The sequence below is a fragment of the Phocaeicola plebeius genome (assembly GCF_003437535.1).
Classification (GTDB): Bacteria; Bacteroidota; Bacteroidia; order Bacteroidales; family Bacteroidaceae; genus Phocaeicola; species Phocaeicola plebeius_A.
The window spans coordinates 39,331-58,774 of the sequence record NZ_QSQT01000021.1 but is presented as its reverse complement, the minus strand read 5'-3'; the positions used below and the strand labels follow the sequence as shown (position 1 = coordinate 58,774).

Genomic DNA, 19,444 nt, shown 5'->3' with positions numbered 1-19,444 from the left:
TTAAAGTTTAATCTTATGAAGAATGGTTTTCTGAAAAATTCATCGCAGAGAGTCCTTTTTTCAGCCATGATGGTTTCGGCTTTAGTAGCCGGCAATGTGGCTCCGATGCATGCGGAGGTGACTTCTGTACAATCGGTTCTGCAATCGGTAAGTGTGAAAGGACAAGTGCTGGATGCGGAGGGTATCCCCGTTATTGGTGCAAGTGTTCTTGAAAAAGGAACTACAAATGGAGTGATCACAGACATTGACGGAAATTATTCGTTGAATGTGTCTTCTAAGAATGCAGTAGTGGTGATTTCTTATATTGGCTATAAAACGGTAGAATTGCCAGCTTCTAATCCTAATTTGTCGAAAGTCATTCTTAAGGAAGATACAGAGGTTTTGGATGAAGTAGTGGTTGTAGGCTATGGAGCTCAAAAGAAACAGACTTTGACAGGATCTGTAACAGTTGTGGATGAGAAAATGTTCCAAAACAAAGGAACGGTGAGTAACCCTCTTTCAGCTATGCAGGGACAGGTACCAGGACTACGTATTACTCGTTCTTCTGCTGCTCCTGGTGAGGAAGGATGGGGAATATCTATACGTGGTGCAGTATCTAAGAATTCTGTAGACCCGTTGCTGATTATTGATGGTGTGCCTGCAAGCAGTGTAAGTGAAATGTCCCAGTTAAGTGCAGATGATATTGAATCCATTAACTTCTTAAAGGATGCTTCTGCAGCCATTTATGGAGCTAAGGCAGCTGGAGGTGTAATTCTGGTAACAACGAAACGTCCGGATGCAGGTAAAGCAAAAATAGAATATAGCGGTTCGTTTACTCGTAAAATCGTGGGATTGCAACCTCGTTTGATGAGCCTTGATGAATGGGCTGATGGGGTAATTCAGGCACGTACTAATGATGGTTATGGAGAGGATGATCAATGGATACGTTATGCTAAGTTGGCAAAGTCTTTAAAGGGAAGCTGGATAAACTTGAATGGGGGAGATGGTTCGGTTCCTAATCCAATTCCTAATGCTTTTATTGGTGTAGCCGATTTTGTGTTTCACGATATGAACTGGACAGATGTGTTATGGGGAAATGCAAATTCTACACAACACAATTTGAGTCTTTCAGGAGGAACTGATAAATCTAGTTACCGTCTTTCATTGGGTTATCTGAATGATCAAGGTACTTTGCAATGGGGTAATAATTCAAATGAACGTTATAATGTGCGTTTATCTAATAGTTTTAAAATTTCTAATCGTGTTAGCTTGGATTCTAATATGGCCGCTAGCCGTCAGCATCAGGTAGCTCCCACACAGATTGGTGCGGTTCTTGGTGTTTCGATTCCTCAACCAGGTTTGCCAGTATCAACTATAGATGGTAAGCCTTATGCATGGGGTGGAATTCATACTCCTAACTGGCAGGTAGAACTTGGTGGCGATAATAGACTGACGGTTACTAGTATGAGCGTAAATGAGGTCTTAAAAATAAACATATTGGAGGGGCTTGATTTTCAAGGAACTGTAGGATATAGCACAAATACGGCAATGCGTGATGAGCAATATTTGTCTATTGACTGGTATCAGTATGATGGTACGTTAATCAGAAATGAAAACTCTCCTTATCCTGCACAGGAAAAATCTTCTTACATGAAGAGCGCATCCCGCACAGATAATTGTACGGCTTCTGCTTTCCTTACTTATAAGAAGTTGTTGAACGAGGTTCATGATTTGGCTGTGATGGGAGGTGTACAGTATGATTATGCAGCATATGATTACAGCGCTACTAAAGTCATGGATGTAGAGTCTGCCATTGAATCATTAAATGGTAAAGGACAGGTTTATATTGATAAAGTTGATAAGTGGGAAGAGGCTATATTGTCTTATTTTTGGCGTTTCAACTATAATTATAAGTCGAAGTATATGGCAGAGTTGAATGCCCGTTATGACGGTTCCTCTAAATTCTTGCCAGAAAACCGTTGGAATTTCTTCTGGGGAGCATCTGCTGGATGGCGAATCAGTGAGGAAAGCTTTATGGAAGGTATTCATGACTACGTGAGCGAATTGAAATTACGCGCTTCATACGGAGAGGTAGGTAATCAAAGTGGTATCGGACGCTATGATGGTATCCAGTTGTATAATTATAAGTCAAATAGTGGTGCTTTACTGGGAACATCAAAAGGAACTTACGTGGAATCAGCGGGGTTGGTAAGTAAAGTACGTACTTGGGAACGTATTTATAATTACAATTTAGGTTTAGACTTTGGTTTCATAGGAAATCGACTTACCGGAACCTTTGAATTATTTATGAAAAAAAATAACAACATGTTGATTTCCCGTTTATATCCAGGTGTGTTAGGTGGTACAGCACCAAGTACCAATACCGGAAAGTTTATGGCCAAAGGATATGATGGAAGTTTGACCTGGCGTGATAAGATAGGTGAGGTAAATTACCATTTAGGTGGAACATTAACTTATATGACGAATGAATTGATTGATGGAGGAGAAGTGGTGGTAGAGGCTGGATACAATGCAGCATTGAATGGCTATCCGTTAAACTCTATATTTGGTTATCGTTATATGGGGAAAATTCAGACAGATGAGCAGCTGATGAAGTATACACAGAAATATACAGGAAACAACTCCGTAAATATGCCTGCTAACCTTCGTTTAGGAGATCATATGTATGAAGATGTCAATAAAGATGGTAAACTTACTCAGGATGACTTAGTCTTTTTAGGTACTGATGATCCCAAACTGTCTTTCTCTTTTAACTTCGGTTTCGAATGGAGGGGATTTGATTTTAATGCAGTATTTCAAGGAGTTGGAGATCGTACCATCTATCGCGAAATTGATGCATGGAAAGTACCTTTTAAAGCTATTTGGTTGAATACATCTAATCAAAGTGTGGGCAATGTTTGGAGCCCTGAAACTCCCAATAACTATTATCCGAGCTACTCAAACAATAATGATATTAACAACTACAATTACATGGCTTCTACATGGTCTGTAGAAAATGGTGCTTATCTTCGTTTGAAGGATATTGTATTAGGATATACCTTCCCTAAGAATTTGATAAGTAAAACAGGTTTCTTGAGCAATCTACGTGTATATGTTGCGGGAGCAGATTTGTGGGAAAAATCATATATAAACGATGGCTGGGACCCTGAGGCTACACGCAAAGTGGAAAATAAACAGCGCTATCCATTTAATCGTACAATTACTTTTGGTATCAATGCTACTTTCTAAAAATAAAGAAATGATGAAAAAGATAACATATATTTTGGGATTATTTTCTATGCTAACGTTTCAGTCATGTCTTGACATGGAGCCGAAAACTCAGTTGGCAGATACAAATTACTGGCAGACTCCAGACCATTTTAAATTGTTTGCTACTCAGTTCTATGGCTGGACTGTCGATTTTAAACAATTGGATGATAGTCCTCATAGTGATGTTCGTTCTGATTTGCGGACAGGAATCACATTGGATGTCTACAGTAATGGAACGAATAGTATTCCGTCGTCGGATAAAACTTACACCAATAATTACAATCGTATCCGTCAGGTGAACACATTATTGCAGCAGGCTGAAGGTTATGCTGCTCCGGCAGATATCGAAACATCAGTGGGTGAGGCCCATTTCTTCAGAGCCTATTGTTATTTTGATTTGTTGCAGGTATATGGAGATGTCATTATTACTCGTACTCCATTGGATATTGATTCACCTGAAATGCAAATGGCCCGTAACTCTCGCGATGAGGTGGTTGATTTTATTCTGGAAGATTTGGAAGAAGCAATCAGACTTCTTCCTGAAGCAAATGAGATTAGCAGTAAAGATGAAGGTCGTTTGTCTAGTCAGGCTGCGAGTGCTTTTCTTTCTCGTGTCGCTCTTTATGAAGGTACTTGGCAAAAGTTTCGTAATGGTGGACAGAACAATGATCGTTCAAGCGCATTATTGGATATAGCTGCAACGTCTGCTCATGATGTAATAGAAAGTGGTTTCTTTGAACTGTTTGCTCCAGAGGAATTAGGTACTGAAGCTTACAAATATCTTTTTATCCTTGAAAATGATAAATCGAATCCTGCTGGTATTACTAAAAGTGGGAATAAGGAATACATTTTTACTAGACGTCATGATCCTACATTGGCTTCTATTGGTTTTAATATCACACAAGGACGATTGGGTAATGCTGTATACGTGACACGTAAAATGGCAAATATGTATTTGCAAAGTAATGGCTTACCCATTAACCCTCAGACATGGGATTATAGTAAAGTGGATTCCGAGTTCAAGGACCGAGATAACAGAATGAGCAATACGCTTATGATTCCTGGACATACATATTGGGGAACAGGAGGAGGACGTATAGACTGGACTGGAAGTGCAGAAGAAATTGCGAATGCTTCTCATAAGAACTTTATGCCTTCTACTGGTACAGGGTATTTCCCTCATAAATGGTGTTGTGAACGTGATGGGGTACCTACAGGAATGGAAGCATATGATTATCCAATTATCCGTTATGCTGAGGTTTTGTTAAATTATGCTGAGGCAGTATTTGAACGTGATGATAAAATTTCTGATGAAGATTTAGCTATCAGTTTGAATTTGACTCGTAAGCGTGTTAATCCTAATATGCCTGATTTGACCAATGCTTTTGTTTCTGCCAATAATTTGGAAATGCGTACTGAGATACGTCGTGAACGTACTGTTGAATTCTATGATGAGAATTTCCGTATTGATGATTTAAAACGATGGAAAACAGCAGAAGAGGAAATGCCGATGAATCTTACAGGTGTTAAATGGAGAGGTACTGAGTATGAAACAAAATGGTCGGACGCTTCTTCTAAAACCATGGACGCAGAAGGTTGTATTATTTACGAACAGGGTCGTGTTTGGGAGGAGAAACATTATTTGTATCCTCTGCCTATGGACCAGCTGAAATTAAATCCGAATTTGAAACAAAATCCAGGTTGGGAGTAATAGTTTTATTTGTATTAGCAATCTAATAATATTATATCAATCATGACATACAAAAATATATTATATAAAGGTTGTGCGGCTGTTTGTTTAATAGGGACAATGGCATCTATGGTTTCGTGCAACGATGAAATGGTGTCACCCGAAATGAATGAAAAGGTACTTATTTCTGATATTAATTTAGATGTAACACCTGTATTACCGTTGTTGGTAGGAAGTGATACTATATTGAATTACAGCGTATTGCCAGAAAATGCTTCAGATAAGGGAGTAATTTGGAAATCAGGAAGTCCTGAAATCGCTAGTGTAGATGAAGAAGGACGGATAAAGGCTGTACATGCAGGAACAGCAATTATCTCAGTAATGCCTGCTGTAGGTTTTGCGGTTACTTCTACTGTTGAAATCAAGGTGGTAGATGAGATTATCTTTATAGAAGATATCAATCTTGATATGACGGAAAATGAACTGGAAGTTTATGAAACTGCTTCATTGCAGTTGCGATGGCAAACAATTCCTTCAGATCCTACTTATCCTACGTTGAAATGGGAAAGTTTGACTCCCGAGATTGCAACTGTGACCGAGGATGGGGTTGTGAAAGGCGTGAAAGCTGGGACTGCACGTGTTAAGGCAACAGCTACAGATGGAAAGCATTTTACTAAAGAGTTTACAATTACTGTGAAGCCCATCATCTTTATAGAAACTCTTTCTTTTGTTAAAGAATCAGATAAGTTGGCATTAGGTGAAGTTTATGTACCTCAACTCAATGTAAAACCGGGCAATGCGACACTTTCGGCGTTGAAATGGGAAAGCAGTAAACCGGAAGTAGTTGAGGTTGATGAAAACGGACACTTTATTGCTAAGAAATATGGAACCGCTGTGGTTACTGCTACGGCAGACTATGGTGATGGTAATCCTATTTCTGCTTCTATGAATGTAATAGTAGCTGAGGGTAAAATGAATGATTCATTCGAGTTTATGAACTCATGGGAGAACTTTAACGGACAATGTCTGGAATTCAACTGGTTGGAAGATCAGGGTATTTTAAGTCTTTTCCCAGGTGCTGACAAAAATTATAAAGCTATCCGAATCAAACGAACTGGAGGGTTTGAATTTAATGTGGCTAATTATCCGATTTTGGCATTTAAAGTGAGATTCCCCAAAGATGTATTTGAAGTATCTGAAAAGATGGAGTGGTATCTTGATATGTGGGGTGGTTTATCATCTGGAGGTAAATATGGTGCCGATACGAATAAGGGAAACAAAGCCATGGAAGTATTGGATTGTGGTGATTACAAAGTTTTCTATGCTGATTTTACTAAAAAGAAAGTGAATACGGAAATGATGCCGACAAAATTGCAGAAGGTAGATAATGTCGTATTTGAAATTTGGAAAATTTGGTATGAAGCTGATGAAACGGGCACGATAGATGTGGACTGGATTAAAACATTCGAGTCGGAAGAAGCTTTAAAGAGTTTAATAAATGAAGAAAAGAAATAAGGGACGATAAATACAATGGAAATTGAAAGAGACGAAATCTGTAGTCTATATTGGGCGAATAATGTTTTTATAGGTTCGTCTCTTTCATTCTTTCCTTATACCTAATACCTAACAATAAAACAGAAAAATATGAAGTTAAATAGAATATTCTTTCCATTAGTTGCCGTAGGTTTAATGGCAATGAGCTGTTCAGCTGAGTTTGAGCATGGAGTAAATGATATAGATAGCTGGCCTTTGTCTGGTGCAAATTATGAACCGTCTCTGGAACATCCAGGTATACTTCATACACAGAAAGACATTGATCATATTCGCCAGATGGTAAAGGAAAAACAGGAACCTGCTTATAGTGTTTTTCAAGCATTGGAAAAAGAGCCTTTGGCACAATCTTCTTATACGATAAAAGGGCCTTATGAAGTTATTGCACGTGATGGAAATTATGGATATACCAAGCGAAATGCTGAACAGGATTTTGATGCTGTATATTTAAATTCAGTAATGTGGATGATTACACAGGATGAAAATTATGCGAAGAAATCATTGGAACTGATGTTGGCATATGCAGAGGTTTTGAAAGACATTGATGGAAATGATACCGCATTAATGGCTGGTCTTGAAGGAATCAAAATTGTCTATGCATTAGAAATGTTAAGCCATACGTATGATAAAATCAGTGAGACTGATATTCAGAAAGTAAACGATATGCTTCGTAATGTCTTTCTTCCGGTGTGGGAGGAGTTTTATAATACCGATCCTTACACGAATGGAAACTGGGGCTTGCATGTGACAAAATCTTATATGGCTGCTGCTATTTTGTGGGATGATGTAGATATGTATAAAAAATGTGTGAATTTTTATTTGTATGGGAATGATAATGGTACTATTTCACATTATATTGATGGGGATACTGGACAGTGCCAAGAGTCTGGACGTGATCAACAGCATACTGTACTAGGACTTGGGGCCGTATCTGCTATCTGTGAATTAGCTTGGAAACAAGGAAATGACCTTTATTCTGCATATGAGAACCGTGCCTTATTAGGTTATGAATATACGGTAAAATATAATTTAGGGTATGATGTGCCTTTTGAAACTTGGACGGATGTCACAGGCAAATATTGTAAATGGGACGTTATTTCCAAAGAGACCAAAGATAAAAATGGAGGAGTGGATACAGAGCGGGGTAATTGTTGGCAGCCTGTATTTTATATGGTATACAATCATTATGTACAACGTAAGAAATTAAGTATGCCCTACACAGAATCATTACTGGAAACGTATACGGAAGATAAGTATGACGGGGGACATCCAAGCTACGGTCCGTTGCTGTTTAATGATTTGAAATAATGTCTCAATATTTATATTTATAATTGGTGAAAGCAGCCGGCCATTTGTGTCGGCTGTTTTTGAAATCAAACCATAGTTCATGAAAAAGAAAACAACAATATTAGGTCTCCTGCTCTGTCTGGCAAGTCTGACATGGGCACAGCAGAACGAGTGGGAGAACCCTACGCGATACGAGTGGAACAAAGAGAAGCCGCACGTAGACTTTGCGTTGTATGAGAATGCGGAGGACGCGCGTACGGAGGATCACAGCCGTTCGCCGTGGATTCATTCACTGAACGGTACCTGGAAGTTCCGTTATGCTTCTTCGATAGAAGAGAGTGTGAAAGATTTTTATCGTACCGACCTTTCGGAGGAAGGCTGGCAGGAGATTGCCGTACCGTCCAACTGGGAGCTGAAGGGTTTCGGCGAACCGATTATCCGCAACATCCAGTATGTCTTCTCACCGAATCCTCCTTTTATTGATGTGGAGAATCCGGTGGGTACCTACCGCACATGGTTCACGGTGCCCGCGGGATGGGACGAACGTGAGGTGATGCTGCACTTTGGCTCCATCAGCGGCTATGCCCGTGTGTTTGTCAATGGGAAGCAGGTGGGCATGACCAAGGCTTCCAAGTCGCCTGCGGAGTTCAATGTGACTTCTTTCCTGAAAGAAGGGAAGAACCTGCTGGCGGTGCAGGTGTACCGCTGGCACGACGGCAGTTACATGGAAGACCAGGACTTCTGGCGCTTGTCTGGTATTGAGCGCGATGTGTACCTTCAGGCGTATCCGAAGCTGACTATCTGGGACTTCTTCCTCAGAGCGGGACTGGACGATAATTATAAGCACGGGGTGTTCCGTGGAACGGTTGACCTGCGTGAGTTCAGTGGCAACCGGATGAAGCAGGGAATGGTGAAGCTGGAACTGCTGGACAAGAACGGCAAGAAGGTGTGGGCGCAGAGCAGACGCTTCGACCGGGAGAAACAGGAGGAAACGCTTTCATTCTCCGGAACGGTCAGTCGGGTAAACCAATGGAATGCCGAGCACCCTTATCTGTATGACTGTGTGCTGACACTGGCCGATGCGTCGGGAAAACCGCAGTCGGTCACAGCCTGCAAGGTGGGTTTCCGCCGGATTGAAATCAAGAACTCGAAGCTGCTGGTGAACGGGGTACCGGTGTATATCAAAGGCGTGAACCGTCACGAGCACAATGACAGCCTGGGGCATGTGCAGAGTCGGGACATCATGATGACCGACCTGAAACTGATGAAGCAACTGAACATGAATGCGGTGCGTACGTGCCACTATCCCAACCATCCGCTGTTCTATAAGTTGTGCGACAAATATGGATTCTATGTGGTGGATGAGGCGAACATTGAGACTCACGGAATGGGTTCCGTGCCTTACTTCAAGGATACGATTCCACATCCGGCTTACCGTCCGGAATGGTATGCGGCACATGTAGACCGCATTACGCGCCTGGTAGAGAGAGACAAGAACCATGCGTGCGTCATCGGCTGGTCATTGGGTAATGAGTGCGGCAACGGAAAAGTGTTCCACGATGAGTACAAGCGCCTGAAGGCGTACGACCCCGACCGCTTCGTGCAGTTTGAGCAGGCATGGGAAGACTGGAATACGGACGTGGTATGTCCCATGTATCCCAGCTTTGGCCGGATGAAGGAATACCGCAATTCCGGCAAGACGCGTCCCTACATCATGTGTGAGTATGCGCATGCGCAGGGAAACAGCAACGGAAATATCAAAGACCTGTGGGAGGTGATTTACGACAGCCCGAACATGCAGGGGGGATTTATCTGGGACTTCATGGACCAGGGATTCAAGACGCAGACAGAGGATGGCCGTACATACTGGACCTATAACGGAAAGATGGGCAGTCGCCGCTGGCTGGAGGATAAGAAAACGGAACTGAACACGGGTACGGACGGATTGATTTCGGCCAACGGAGTGCTTAAACCGCAGGCTTACGAGGTGAAGAAGGTGTATCAGTATATCCATTTCAAGGCAGAAGATTTGTCGGATGGAAAGATTTCGGTGCGCAACTTGTATGACTTTACCGACCTTTCTGCGTATGATTTCCGCTGGCAACTCGTCAAGAACGGGGTACCGGCCGACTCCGGACGTTTTGAGGTGCGCCTGAAACCGCATGCCTCCAAAGAGGTGAAGCTGTCGCTTCCGGAGATTCCTGAGGATGGAAATGAGCATTATCTGAACTTATATGCCTATACGCGTGAGGCTACGGAATTGATTCCGGCAGGCTTTGAGGTGGCTCGTGAACAGTTGAAGATTGGAACGGGGGATTTCTTTGCCGTGCAGCCGAAAGCAGAGGGACAGCTGACTGCCGAAGTGAAGGGGAATGTGCTGTCGTTCCAGTCAGGCCGGGTATCGGGTAAGATTGACCTGAAGAAAGGAGTGCTTTTCCAGTATGCGCTGGATGGCAAGTCTCCGCTGTCGCAGTATCCGGAACCGGCGTTCTGGCGTGTGCCGACCGACAATGACTTCGGCAACAAGATGCCGCTGCTTTGCGGTGTATGGCGTACGGCGCATGTAAACCGTTCGGTACGCAAGGTGTCAGTGGGCGAGCAGGATGCCAATGGAATCCGGGTAACGGTAGACTGGATGCTGGAGGATGTGCTGGTGCCCTATACGATGGAATACCAGATTTGTCCCGACGGTTCGGTGGTCGTGACAGGAAGCATCGACCTGACGGGACGGAAGCTTCCGGAACTTCCTCGTTTCGGTATGCGAATGGAACTGAAGAAGGACTATGAACGGCTGGTGTACTACGGTCGCGGACCGGAAGAAAATTATACCGACCGTTGCAGCTCTACCTTCGTAGGACGTTATGAAGATACGGTCAGCAATCAGTTCTATCCGTACATCCGTCCGCAGGAAACGGGTAACAAGACCGATGTGCGCTGGGTTTCACTGCTCGATGCCCAGGGATTCGGACTGAAGGTGACGGGCTTGCAGCCGCTGGCATTTACTGCCCTGCACTTTACGCTGGAAGACCTTGATCCGGGACTGACCCGCAAGCTGCAGCATACGGTGGACGTGATTCCGCAGAAGAACGTGTGTCTGCATGTCGACCTGAAACAGCGCGGACTGGGAGGCGATAACAGCTGGGGCATGTATCCGCACAATGAATACCGTCTGCTGGACAAGAAGTACAGTTATAGCTATAAACTTCAGTTGGTAGACGGAGAATAAAGGCAATACAAATACTGAGAATATAATATTAAGGTGAAGACCGGAAACAGAATCTATAAAAGGAGGCTGCTTTCCGGTCTTTTTTGTTTCTTACCTAAAAAATACATTCTTTTTTTAGGTAAATCATTTTCTCCATACGTAACTATCTACAAAAGTGTAAATTTGAATATGAAAATAAAGAACTTGATTTTCCTTGCCGGAATGGCGGGTTTATGTGCTTGCGTGAAGGAGACTCATACACAGAAGGCGTATGACTTTGCTCCTTTGGACTCCATCATTTCCGGCTGGATGGACAAAGGATATTATCCGGGCGGGGCAGTCTGTGTGATGAAAGACGATTCCGTCCTTTTTCGGAAAGACTATGGCGGTTTTACGGACAGCACGCAGGTGTATGTGGCTTCGGCCGGCAAGTGGGTAGCAGCGGCAGTGGTGGCAGCCGTGGTCGATACGACGGCTTTGGACTGGGATGACCCGGTAGAGAAATGGCTGCCTGAGTTTCGGGGAGATGCAAAGGGGAACATTCCGTTGCGAAGGCTGCTTTCGCATACGTCGGGCATCCGGCCGTATCTTCCTGAACCCCGGGTTGACAATTACAATCACCTGGATTCGGCTGTGGCGGAGATTCTGCCGCTGGATACAGTCTTTACACCGGGCACACGTTTTGAGTACGGCGGACTGGCCATGCAGGTGGCCGGACGAATGGCAGAGGTGGCAGCCGGAAAAGAGTTTGAAACCTTGTTCCAGCAGCTGATTGCGGTTCCGTTGGGTATGCGGCATTCACACTTTACCCCAGTCAACACCGACGGAGGACATGCACCGATGCTGGGTGGCGGACTTTGTACGACGCTGGCCGACTACATGCGTTTCCTGAAAATGATTTCGCACGAGGGAGTATATGAGGGTAAACGTATCTTGAAGGCAGAAACGGTGCGTGAGATGCAGGCCGACCAGGTAGGAAGTGCACAGGTGATGCCCGGAGAATATGTGGGACGGGCTCTTGGAAAGCATCATACGGGAATTTACGGGTTAGGAGAGTGGCGTGAATTACTGGACGAACAGACCGGAGAGGCCTATCAGATTAGTTCTCCCGGATGGGCAGGAGCTTATCCCTGGATAAACAAGCGCGAGGGAGTGTGCGGCTTTTTTATTGCCCATGTGCAGGGAGGCTCCAGCAAGGAAGATGGCTTTTCGTCATTTTACGGCAGTCCGGTCCTGTCGCGTACGGTATCAGAAATTGTAGGAACGAATAATAAATGAAAGAAAGATGAAAAGAGGAGTGTGTATATTATGGATGGTAATGGCCTGGCTGCAGATGGTTTGTGCCGGAGAGTGGCAGTGGGCGGTCACATTGAAAGGTTTTGTATCGGACGAAACAAAAAAGGAACCAGAAGCCTTCTTGTGGGTTCCGGCACATTGCGAGCGCCTGTCGGCTGTGATGTGGAGTCAGCAGAATATGACGGAAGAGATGTTGTTTGATATGCCTTCCTTCCGTGATTCGTTAGCCGAGATGGGAGTGGGACTGATTTGGATCGCTCCCGGAATAGACCAGCAGTGGGATGTGCGCAAAGGTACACAGAAAGTGTTTGACCAGATGGTGAACGACCTGGCGGAAGTGAGTGGCTACACGGAACTGCGTGAGGTGCCTCTCATTCCTTTCGGACATTCGGCCATGGCCACTTTCCCGTGGAACTTTGCGGCCTGGAATCCGGAACGTACACTGGCGGTGGTGTCTTTCCATGGGGATGCGCCGCGCACCAACCTGTGCGGTTACGGGCGTGAAAACCTGGAGTGGGGACGGACGCGGAACATTGACGGCATTCCCAGCCTGATGATTGAAGGCGAGTATGAGTGGTGGGAAGCTCGGGTAAATCCGGCATTGGCTTTTCGGATGATGTATCCGGAGAGCTGCATCTCGTTTCTTTGTGATACGGGCAGGGGACATTTCGATGTGTCGGAGCAGACAGCCCGTTATATTTCCCGTTTTATCCGGAAAGCACTGGAACAACGCTTGCCTGCTGATGGCGGGAAGACGCTGAAGAAAGTGAATCTGGCTGCGGGCTGGCTGGTACAGCGCTGGTCGCCCGACGAACGTACAAGGCGTGCTACTCCTGCGCCGGTAGCGCGCTACAAGGGGGATGTGCACGATGCCTTCTGGTATTTCGATCGGGAGATGGCAGAGCTTACCGAGCAGCGTTACAAGGAACATAAACTGAAAAAGATGCAGTATTTAGGCATTTGCCAGCAGGGAAAGCGGGTGGATTATAACCCGAAACTGCATGCTGGGGTATTGCTGAAGTTCTTGCCCGAAGAAGATGGGCTGACGTTTCATCTGAACGCCTGCTTTACGGATTCGCTCCGTCAGGAAATGACGGATGAACATGCGGCGGGAAAGATTCGTCTGGAACGCATTTGTGGACCAGTGGAGCAGGTGGATGATACCACGTTTACGGTCCGTTTTTACCGGATGGGGATGTACAATCCGCGCCGCACGTCGGACATCTGGCTGCTGGCCAGTCATCCGGGCGACAAGCACTACAAAGGAGCCGTGCAGCAGGTGAATCTGCGCATCCCTTACCGGCTGACGGAAGGGAAACGCCAGCACATTCTTTTCCCGGGACTGGAAGACGTGAAGGCAGGAAGTGCACCGTTGCCTTTGAAAGCGGTATCCGATTGTGGTTTACCCGTATATTACTACGTGAAGGAAGGTCCGGCCCGCATCACGGAGAACAATACGCTGGAGTTTACCCCAATTCCGCCACGGAGCCATTTTCCGGTTAAAGTGACGGTCGTGGCCTGGCAGTATGGATTGAAGGGAAAGGTACAGACGGCCGAACCGGTGGAGCGTAGCTTCTATATCTATAAATAATATCTTCTTGTAAACCGACAATAAATAGCCCTGACATACTTCCCGTGTGATGAAGCATGTCAGGGCTATTGGTTTGTAAAGACTTTCAGTCTTTCTTATTTTTTCAGCATCTGGAACAGCTTGTCCAGTTTCGGCGACATGATAATCTCTGTGCGGCGGTTCTTGGCGCGACCTTCGGCTGTTTCGTTATCGGCCACCGGCATGTATTCTCCGCGTCCGCTGGGTTGTATCTGCAACGGGTTGACCTTGTATTTTTCAATCAGGATGCGTGCTACGGAGGTAGCGCGGATGACGCTCAGGTCCCAGTTATCCTTGAACTGTGCGGTATGAATCGGCTTGTTGTCCGTATGTCCTTCGATGCATACATCAATTTCGGTCTGCTTGTTCAACACTTCAGCTAATTTTCCCAAAGCCTCTTCTCCACGTTTATCCAGTTTGGCACTTCCGGACTGAAACAACAGCTTGTCGGACATGGCCACATAGACCTTGCCGTTCTGCTCGCGTACGGTCAGCTCGTCACTGCTGAAGCCGAGCAAGGCATCTTTCACACTGTTGAGCAGGCTCTGTACCGTGGCATTCTGCTGGTCAATCATGCCTTGCAGTTCCTGAATGGTCTTTTCACGTTCATCCAGCTCTTTCAGCTTTTCACCAAGCAGGGCGTTCAGCTTCTCCTGTTCATTCATGTTGCTTGACAATAGCTGCTGGTAATGGCGGATGGAGTTCCCCTGCCGGTTGGTATCTTGCTGCAGGCGGTCAATTTGTCCGCGCATCTTGTCCATCTCATTGTGGCATTCGTTCAGTTGCCCTTGCAGCTTGTCTCCTCTGGACAATGCTTCTATCCGTCCGTTTTCTGCAAGGAGGAATTTTTTCTTGGTGACGCACGAAGTACTGCTCATTATCAGTGCCCCGCCCAGTATGATTAAACCTATTTTCTTCATAATCTGCAAATTTTTTTGCAAAGATACGGTTGTTTGCGTGAATCGTATGGGGATAAGGTATTTTTTTGTCTTTTTATACATGAAAAATGTTTACAGGGTATGTGGACTTTTTCAGGAAATCAACCTGGGCCATTTCTTAAAAATATAGTTAAATTTACCTCGACACGTACGTGACGAGGTCTTGACACGTTCGTGTCGAGGTATTTTTGTAAGTTCGTTTGCAGTTTGGGGATTAAGGGGTTGGGAAAGTGTGGAGGTATGTTTAGATGGTAAGGTCTGGAGGCTACGAATATTTTAAATTTAACATTGGCTTTTCTTATGCTTAATCATTAAATTTGTAATTATTGCATGCTAATCAATCTTTTAGAGAATATGGATAGAGATAGCTTCATATTATAAGGTAAATTTAAGGTAACTGATGAATAAAAGAAAAGAAGAATAAAGAACATGGCAAAGCAGTTACAGATTTACTGAAACAGGAAGAAGAAAGCATGACAGAGTTGTTGAATCGGTTTAGGAAATTGGGTTATGGAATTGAATGATAAAATAGTAATTTATCGTACCGCTGATGGACAAACATCCATTGACGTTAAATTAGAAGACGAGACTGTATGGCTTTCAGCTAACCAGATGGCCAATCTATTTGATAGGGATGAAAAGACTATAAGAAAACATATCAATAATGTCTTTTCCGAAGGTGAACTGGAAAAAGAGAACAACACGCATTTTTTGCGTGTTGATGGAGTGAAACAACCTGTTGCCTTTTATTCTTTGGATGTCATCATTTCCGTGGGTTATCGTGTAAAAAGCCAACGAGGTATTCAGTTTCGTATATGGGCCAATAAGGTGCTGAAAGAATATCTGGTGAAAGGCTATGTCGTCAATAAGGTTTTGACCGAACAGCGTTATACTGAATTGAAGCAATTGGTAACGGTCTTGGGCCGTACAGTCAAGACACAGGAAGCACTGACTTCGGAAGATGCGCTCAATCTGGTGGAAGTGGTTTCCGATTACGCTTATGCTCTCGATACGTTAGACAGATACGATTATCAGCAGCTGGCGGTAGAGCAGACCACTAACGACGTAAAGTTTCATGCTACCTACGAGGGAGCCATGCAGGCCATAGAAGAACTGAAGGAGAAATTCGGTGGAAGCCAGTGGTTTGCCCATGAGAAGGATGATTCCTTTAAAAGTTCCATCGGGCAAATATACCAGACTTTTGGCGGGCAAGATCTTTACCCTTCTGTGGAGGAAAAAGCGGCTATGCTGCTTTATCTCGTCACGAAAAATCATTCGTTTAGTGATGGCAACAAACGTATTGCTGCCACCCTTTTTCTGTGGTTTATGGCCGGTAACGGTATTCTCTACAATCCGGATGGGAGTAAGCGCATTGCCGATAACACCCTTGTGGCTCTTACGCTGATGATAGCTGAGAGCCGTACCGAGGAAAAAGATATCATGGTGAAAGTAGTGGTAAACCTGATTAATAAGAATAACTACGAATGAGGGTAATTATAGGTGGCTGGGTGATTAATAATGAATAAAACAGAAAGCTGCCTGTATCCATCTTATTCAATTTTACCGTAACTTTGCCGCGCATTTTGAAGAAGGTAAAAAAGATGGATCACAGTGTGACTAAAAAACGTGCCCAAAGCAATGAGATAGATATGCTGAACGGGCCGTTGTTCAAGAAAATTTTGCTGTTTGCCCTTCCGCTGGCAGCCAGCAGTTTATTACAAGAGCTTTTTAATTCGGTGGACGTGGCAGTAGTGGGCCACTTCGTAGGAAGCAGGGCCCTGGCAGCCGTGGGAAGTAATGCGCCGGTCATCGGGTTATTGATAAACCTGTTTATGGGTGTTTCCATGGGAGCCTGTGCCATTATCTCGAACCACATCGGGCAGCAGGACGACAGGAGCATACGCAATGCCATCAGTACGGTGCAGTTGGTGGCGCTTCTCAGCGGATTCTTTTTGCTGGTATTGGGGCAGGTAGCTGCCCGGCCGATTCTGACATGGATGGGTACTCCGCCGGATGTATTGGATGAGGCGGTGACTTACCTGCGTATTTATTTCCTGGGGATGCCTTTTATCATGGCATTTAATTTCGGTGCCGCTATTTTGCGAAGCATGGGCGATACACGACGTCCGCTGTATATTCTGGTCATGGCTGGTGTGGTCAATACCTTGCTGAACCTGCTGTTCGTGATAGGCTTCGGCATGGGAGTGGCAGGAGTGGCTATAGCTACGGGTATAGCCAATGCGGTCAGTGCCACTTTAATCATTCGTTTGCTGCGTAAGGAGAAAGAACCTTTCCGGTTGCATTTCGACAAGATGAAGATTCACGGGGTGGAGTTGAGCCGTATGCTGCGCATCGGAGTGCCGGCAGGAGTGCAGGGCATGATTTTCTCCATTTCGAATGTGGTGGTGCAGTCGTCTATCAACAGCTACGGAGCCGATGCGATTGCCGGTTCGTCGGCTGCGCTCAACTTTGAGTATTATTGCTATTTCATTATTCAGGGATTCAACGGGGCTGCCATCAGCTTCATTGCCCAGAACTATGGGGCCGGAAGAATGGACCGGGTGCATCGGGTGTTCTGGATTTGCATGGGTTCAAGTCTGGCTTTCTGTGCAGCCTTCAACTGGCTTTTTGCCTGGCAGGATGATTTCTTCCTGGGCTTCTTTTCGGATGTGCCGATGGTGCATCATTTCGGGGCTATCCGCATGCACATTGTGCTGGCCTGTCAGTTTATTGCCAGCAGTTATGAGATTGCCGGTTCGTCGTTGCGCGGCATGGGAAAATCGCTGACTCCGGCCGTGCTCACGGTGTTTGGAACCTGCCTGTTGCGTATTGTCTGGGTGTATGGGGTATCACCGGTGTGGAGAGGATACGATGTGCTGATGATGGTGTATCCGGTGTCGTGGGTGGTTACCGGATTGTTGGTGCTTACGGCTTACTGGTTGTTTATCCGGAAAAAGAGATTGGCTTTGAACTAAAAAGAAAGAGGTTGTCTCAAATTTTGAGACAACCTCTTTGCTATACTAAAGGATGAGTGTGTTTCTTATTCCCACTCGATGGTGGCTGGCGGTTTTGACGAGATATCATAGCAAACGCGGTTCACACCTTTTACTTTGTTGATAATGTCGTTCGAAACCTTGGCCATGAATTCGTAGGGCAGGTGAGCCCAGTCGGCTGTCATGGCATCGGTACTTGTTACCGCACGCAGTGCTACTGCACGTTCGTAGGTACGTTCGTCGCCCATAACTCCTACGCTCTGTACCGGCAACAGGATTACGCCGGCCTGCCATACCTGATGGTACAGGGAAGTTTCGTTTCCGTTTGCATCTTTCACCTTCCAGTCGCGCAAGCCCTGGATAAAGATGTCGTCGGCATCCTGCAGGATACGTACCTTTTCACGAGTGATGTCGCCCAGGATACGTACAGCCAAGCCCGGACCCGGGAACGGATGGCGGGTAATCAGGTGCTCAGGCATACCTAATTCGCGACCTACGCGGCGTACTTCGTCCTTGAACAGTAAACGCAAAGGTTCGCAGAGTTTCAGGTTCATCTTTTCCGGCAGACCACCTACGTTGTGGTGACTCTTGATAACGGTACCGGTGATAGACAATGACTCGATGCAGTCAGGATAGATAGTACCCTGTGCCAGCCATTTCACATCCTGAATCTTATGTGCTTCTTCATCGAATACGTCGATAAAGCCTTTACCGATAATCTTACGTTTTCGTTCGGGTTCGGTTACACCTGCCAGTTCTGAGAAGAACTTTTCGCTGGCGTCTACGCCGATCACGTTCAGACCAAGGCATTCATAGTCGTGCAATACGTTCTTGAATTCGTTCTTGCGAAGCATTCCGTGGTCTACGAAGATACAGGTCAGGTTCTTTCCGATGGCTTTGTTCAGCAATACGGCTGCTACTGATGAGTCAACGCCACCGCTCAGTCCTAACACCACCTTGTCGTCGCCAAGCTGTTGCTTCAGTTCGGCTACTGTGGTTTCAATGAAAGAAGCGGCACTCCAGTCCTGCTTTCCGCCACAGATGTCTACTACGAAGTTCTTCAGCAGCAAAGTTCCGTCTTCGCTGTGGAACACTTCCGGATGGAACTGTACGCCCCAGAGCTTTTCGTTCTTTGCCTGGTAAGCGGCGATGGCTACTTTGTCGGTAGAAGCGATGATTTCAAAGTTGTCGGGGATGGCAGTGATGGTGTCACCGTGGCTCATCCATACCTGAGAATGTTCGCGGATGCCTTTCAGCAGCGGGTTCTGGTGGTCGAAAGTAGCCAGGTGTGCACGTCCGTATTCGCGGGTGTTGGCCGGCTCTACCTTTCCTCCGTTGGTGTACGACATGAACTGTGCACCATAGCAGATACCCAGGATAGGATATTTTCCGCGGATGTTGGTTAAATCAACTTTGAAAGCCTTCTCATCATACACTGAGAAAGGACTTCCCGACAAGATTACGCCGATAACCGACGGGTCATCGTGTGGAAACTTGTTGTAAGGAACAATTTCGCAATACATGTTCAGCTCGCGCACACGGCGGCCGATAAGCTGCGTGGTTTGTGAACCGAAGTCAAGAATAATAATTTTTTCCTGCATATTGTGTGTGATGTAAAATGTAATC

General features: G+C 45.4%; 11 protein-coding genes. 9 read left to right on the top strand and 2 right to left on the bottom strand.

The window, feature by feature from the left end:
• Nucleotides 1-15: 15 nt before the first annotated feature.
• From DXD04_RS11585 to DXD04_RS11555, 7 genes are all read left to right on the top strand, one after another.
• Nucleotides 16-3,228 carry a SusC/RagA family TonB-linked outer membrane protein gene (locus tag DXD04_RS11585; protein WP_117673395.1) on the top strand — a complete coding sequence of 1,071 codons (3,213 nt, stop codon included), beginning with the start codon at nt 16-18 and terminating at the stop codon, nt 3,226-3,228.
• A gap of 13 nt (nt 3,229-3,241) precedes the next feature.
• Complete coding sequence (locus DXD04_RS11580; RefSeq protein WP_117673417.1) at nt 3,242-4,960, top strand: RagB/SusD family nutrient uptake outer membrane protein; 1,719 nt, start codon at nt 3,242-3,244, stop codon at nt 4,958-4,960.
• 42 nt (nt 4,961-5,002) lie between these two features.
• A complete protein-coding gene (locus DXD04_RS11575; protein ID WP_117673393.1) occupies nt 5,003-6,454 on the top strand; it encodes an Ig-like domain-containing protein in 1,452 nt (483 codons plus the stop codon).
• 129 nt (nt 6,455-6,583) lie between these two features.
• Entirely contained in the window at nt 6,584-7,798 is a 1,215-nt protein-coding gene (locus DXD04_RS11570; RefSeq protein WP_117673391.1) for an alginate lyase family protein, read from the top strand.
• A gap of 79 nt (nt 7,799-7,877) precedes the next feature.
• Complete coding sequence (locus tag DXD04_RS11565) at nt 7,878-11,003, top strand: glycoside hydrolase family 2 TIM barrel-domain containing protein (protein ID WP_117673389.1); 3,126 nt, start codon at nt 7,878-7,880, stop codon at nt 11,001-11,003.
• A gap of 201 nt (nt 11,004-11,204) precedes the next feature.
• Nucleotides 11,205-12,260 carry a serine hydrolase domain-containing protein gene (locus DXD04_RS11560; RefSeq protein WP_259299549.1) on the top strand — a complete coding sequence of 352 codons (1,056 nt, stop codon included), beginning with the start codon at nt 11,205-11,207 and terminating at the stop codon, nt 12,258-12,260.
• 7 nt (nt 12,261-12,267) lie between these two features.
• A complete protein-coding gene (locus tag DXD04_RS11555; protein WP_117673385.1) occupies nt 12,268-13,869 on the top strand; it encodes a hypothetical protein in 1,602 nt (533 codons plus the stop codon).
• A gap of 95 nt (nt 13,870-13,964) precedes the next feature.
• On the opposite strand, the gene DXD04_RS11550 is transcribed toward DXD04_RS11555, so the two are convergent.
• Nucleotides 13,965-14,807 carry an OmpA/MotB family protein gene (locus DXD04_RS11550; protein ID WP_117673383.1) on the bottom strand — a complete coding sequence of 281 codons (843 nt, stop codon included), beginning with the start codon at nt 14,805-14,807 and terminating at the stop codon, nt 13,965-13,967.
• A gap of 528 nt (nt 14,808-15,335) precedes the next feature.
• On the opposite strand from DXD04_RS11550, the gene DXD04_RS11545 reads away from it, so the two are divergent.
• Together DXD04_RS11545 and DXD04_RS11540 are read left to right on the top strand one after the other, a co-directional pair.
• Nucleotides 15,336-16,313 carry a virulence RhuM family protein/type II toxin-antitoxin system death-on-curing family toxin gene (locus tag DXD04_RS11545; protein WP_117673381.1) on the top strand — a complete coding sequence of 326 codons (978 nt, stop codon included), beginning with the start codon at nt 15,336-15,338 and terminating at the stop codon, nt 16,311-16,313.
• A gap of 113 nt (nt 16,314-16,426) precedes the next feature.
• A complete protein-coding gene (locus tag DXD04_RS11540) occupies nt 16,427-17,800 on the top strand; it encodes an MATE family efflux transporter (RefSeq protein ID WP_117673379.1) in 1,374 nt (457 codons plus the stop codon).
• A 65-nt stretch (nt 17,801-17,865) separates the two neighbouring features.
• Here DXD04_RS11540 and guaA read toward each other — a convergent pair whose 3' ends face one another.
• Nucleotides 17,866-19,419 (bottom strand): glutamine-hydrolyzing GMP synthase, encoded by a 1,554-nt coding sequence (gene guaA / locus DXD04_RS11535; protein ID WP_117673378.1) that lies wholly within the window; start codon nt 19,417-19,419, stop codon nt 17,866-17,868.
• Nucleotides 19,420-19,444: the final 25 nt, after the last annotated feature.

Coding starts and splice junctions, on each gene's coding strand:
- DXD04_RS11585 (WP_117673395.1), top strand. CDS start 16: ATGAAGAATGGTTTTCTGAAAAATTCATCGCAGAGAGTCCTTTTTTCA.
- DXD04_RS11580 (WP_117673417.1), top strand. CDS start 3,242: ATGAAAAAGATAACATATATTTTGGGATTATTTTCTATGCTAACGTTT.
- DXD04_RS11575 (WP_117673393.1), top strand. CDS start 5,003: ATGACATACAAAAATATATTATATAAAGGTTGTGCGGCTGTTTGTTTA.
- DXD04_RS11570 (WP_117673391.1), top strand. CDS start 6,584: ATGAAGTTAAATAGAATATTCTTTCCATTAGTTGCCGTAGGTTTAATG.
- DXD04_RS11565 (WP_117673389.1), top strand. CDS start 7,878: ATGAAAAAGAAAACAACAATATTAGGTCTCCTGCTCTGTCTGGCAAGT.
- DXD04_RS11560 (WP_259299549.1), top strand. CDS start 11,205: ATGGCGGGTTTATGTGCTTGCGTGAAGGAGACTCATACACAGAAGGCG.
- DXD04_RS11555 (WP_117673385.1), top strand. CDS start 12,268: ATGAAAAGAGGAGTGTGTATATTATGGATGGTAATGGCCTGGCTGCAG.
- DXD04_RS11550 (WP_117673383.1), bottom strand. CDS start 14,807: ATGAAGAAAATAGGTTTAATCATACTGGGCGGGGCACTGATAATGAGC.
- DXD04_RS11545 (WP_117673381.1), top strand. CDS start 15,336: ATGGAATTGAATGATAAAATAGTAATTTATCGTACCGCTGATGGACAA.
- DXD04_RS11540 (WP_117673379.1), top strand. CDS start 16,427: ATGGATCACAGTGTGACTAAAAAACGTGCCCAAAGCAATGAGATAGAT.
- guaA (WP_117673378.1), bottom strand. CDS start 19,419: ATGCAGGAAAAAATTATTATTCTTGACTTCGGTTCACAAACCACGCAG.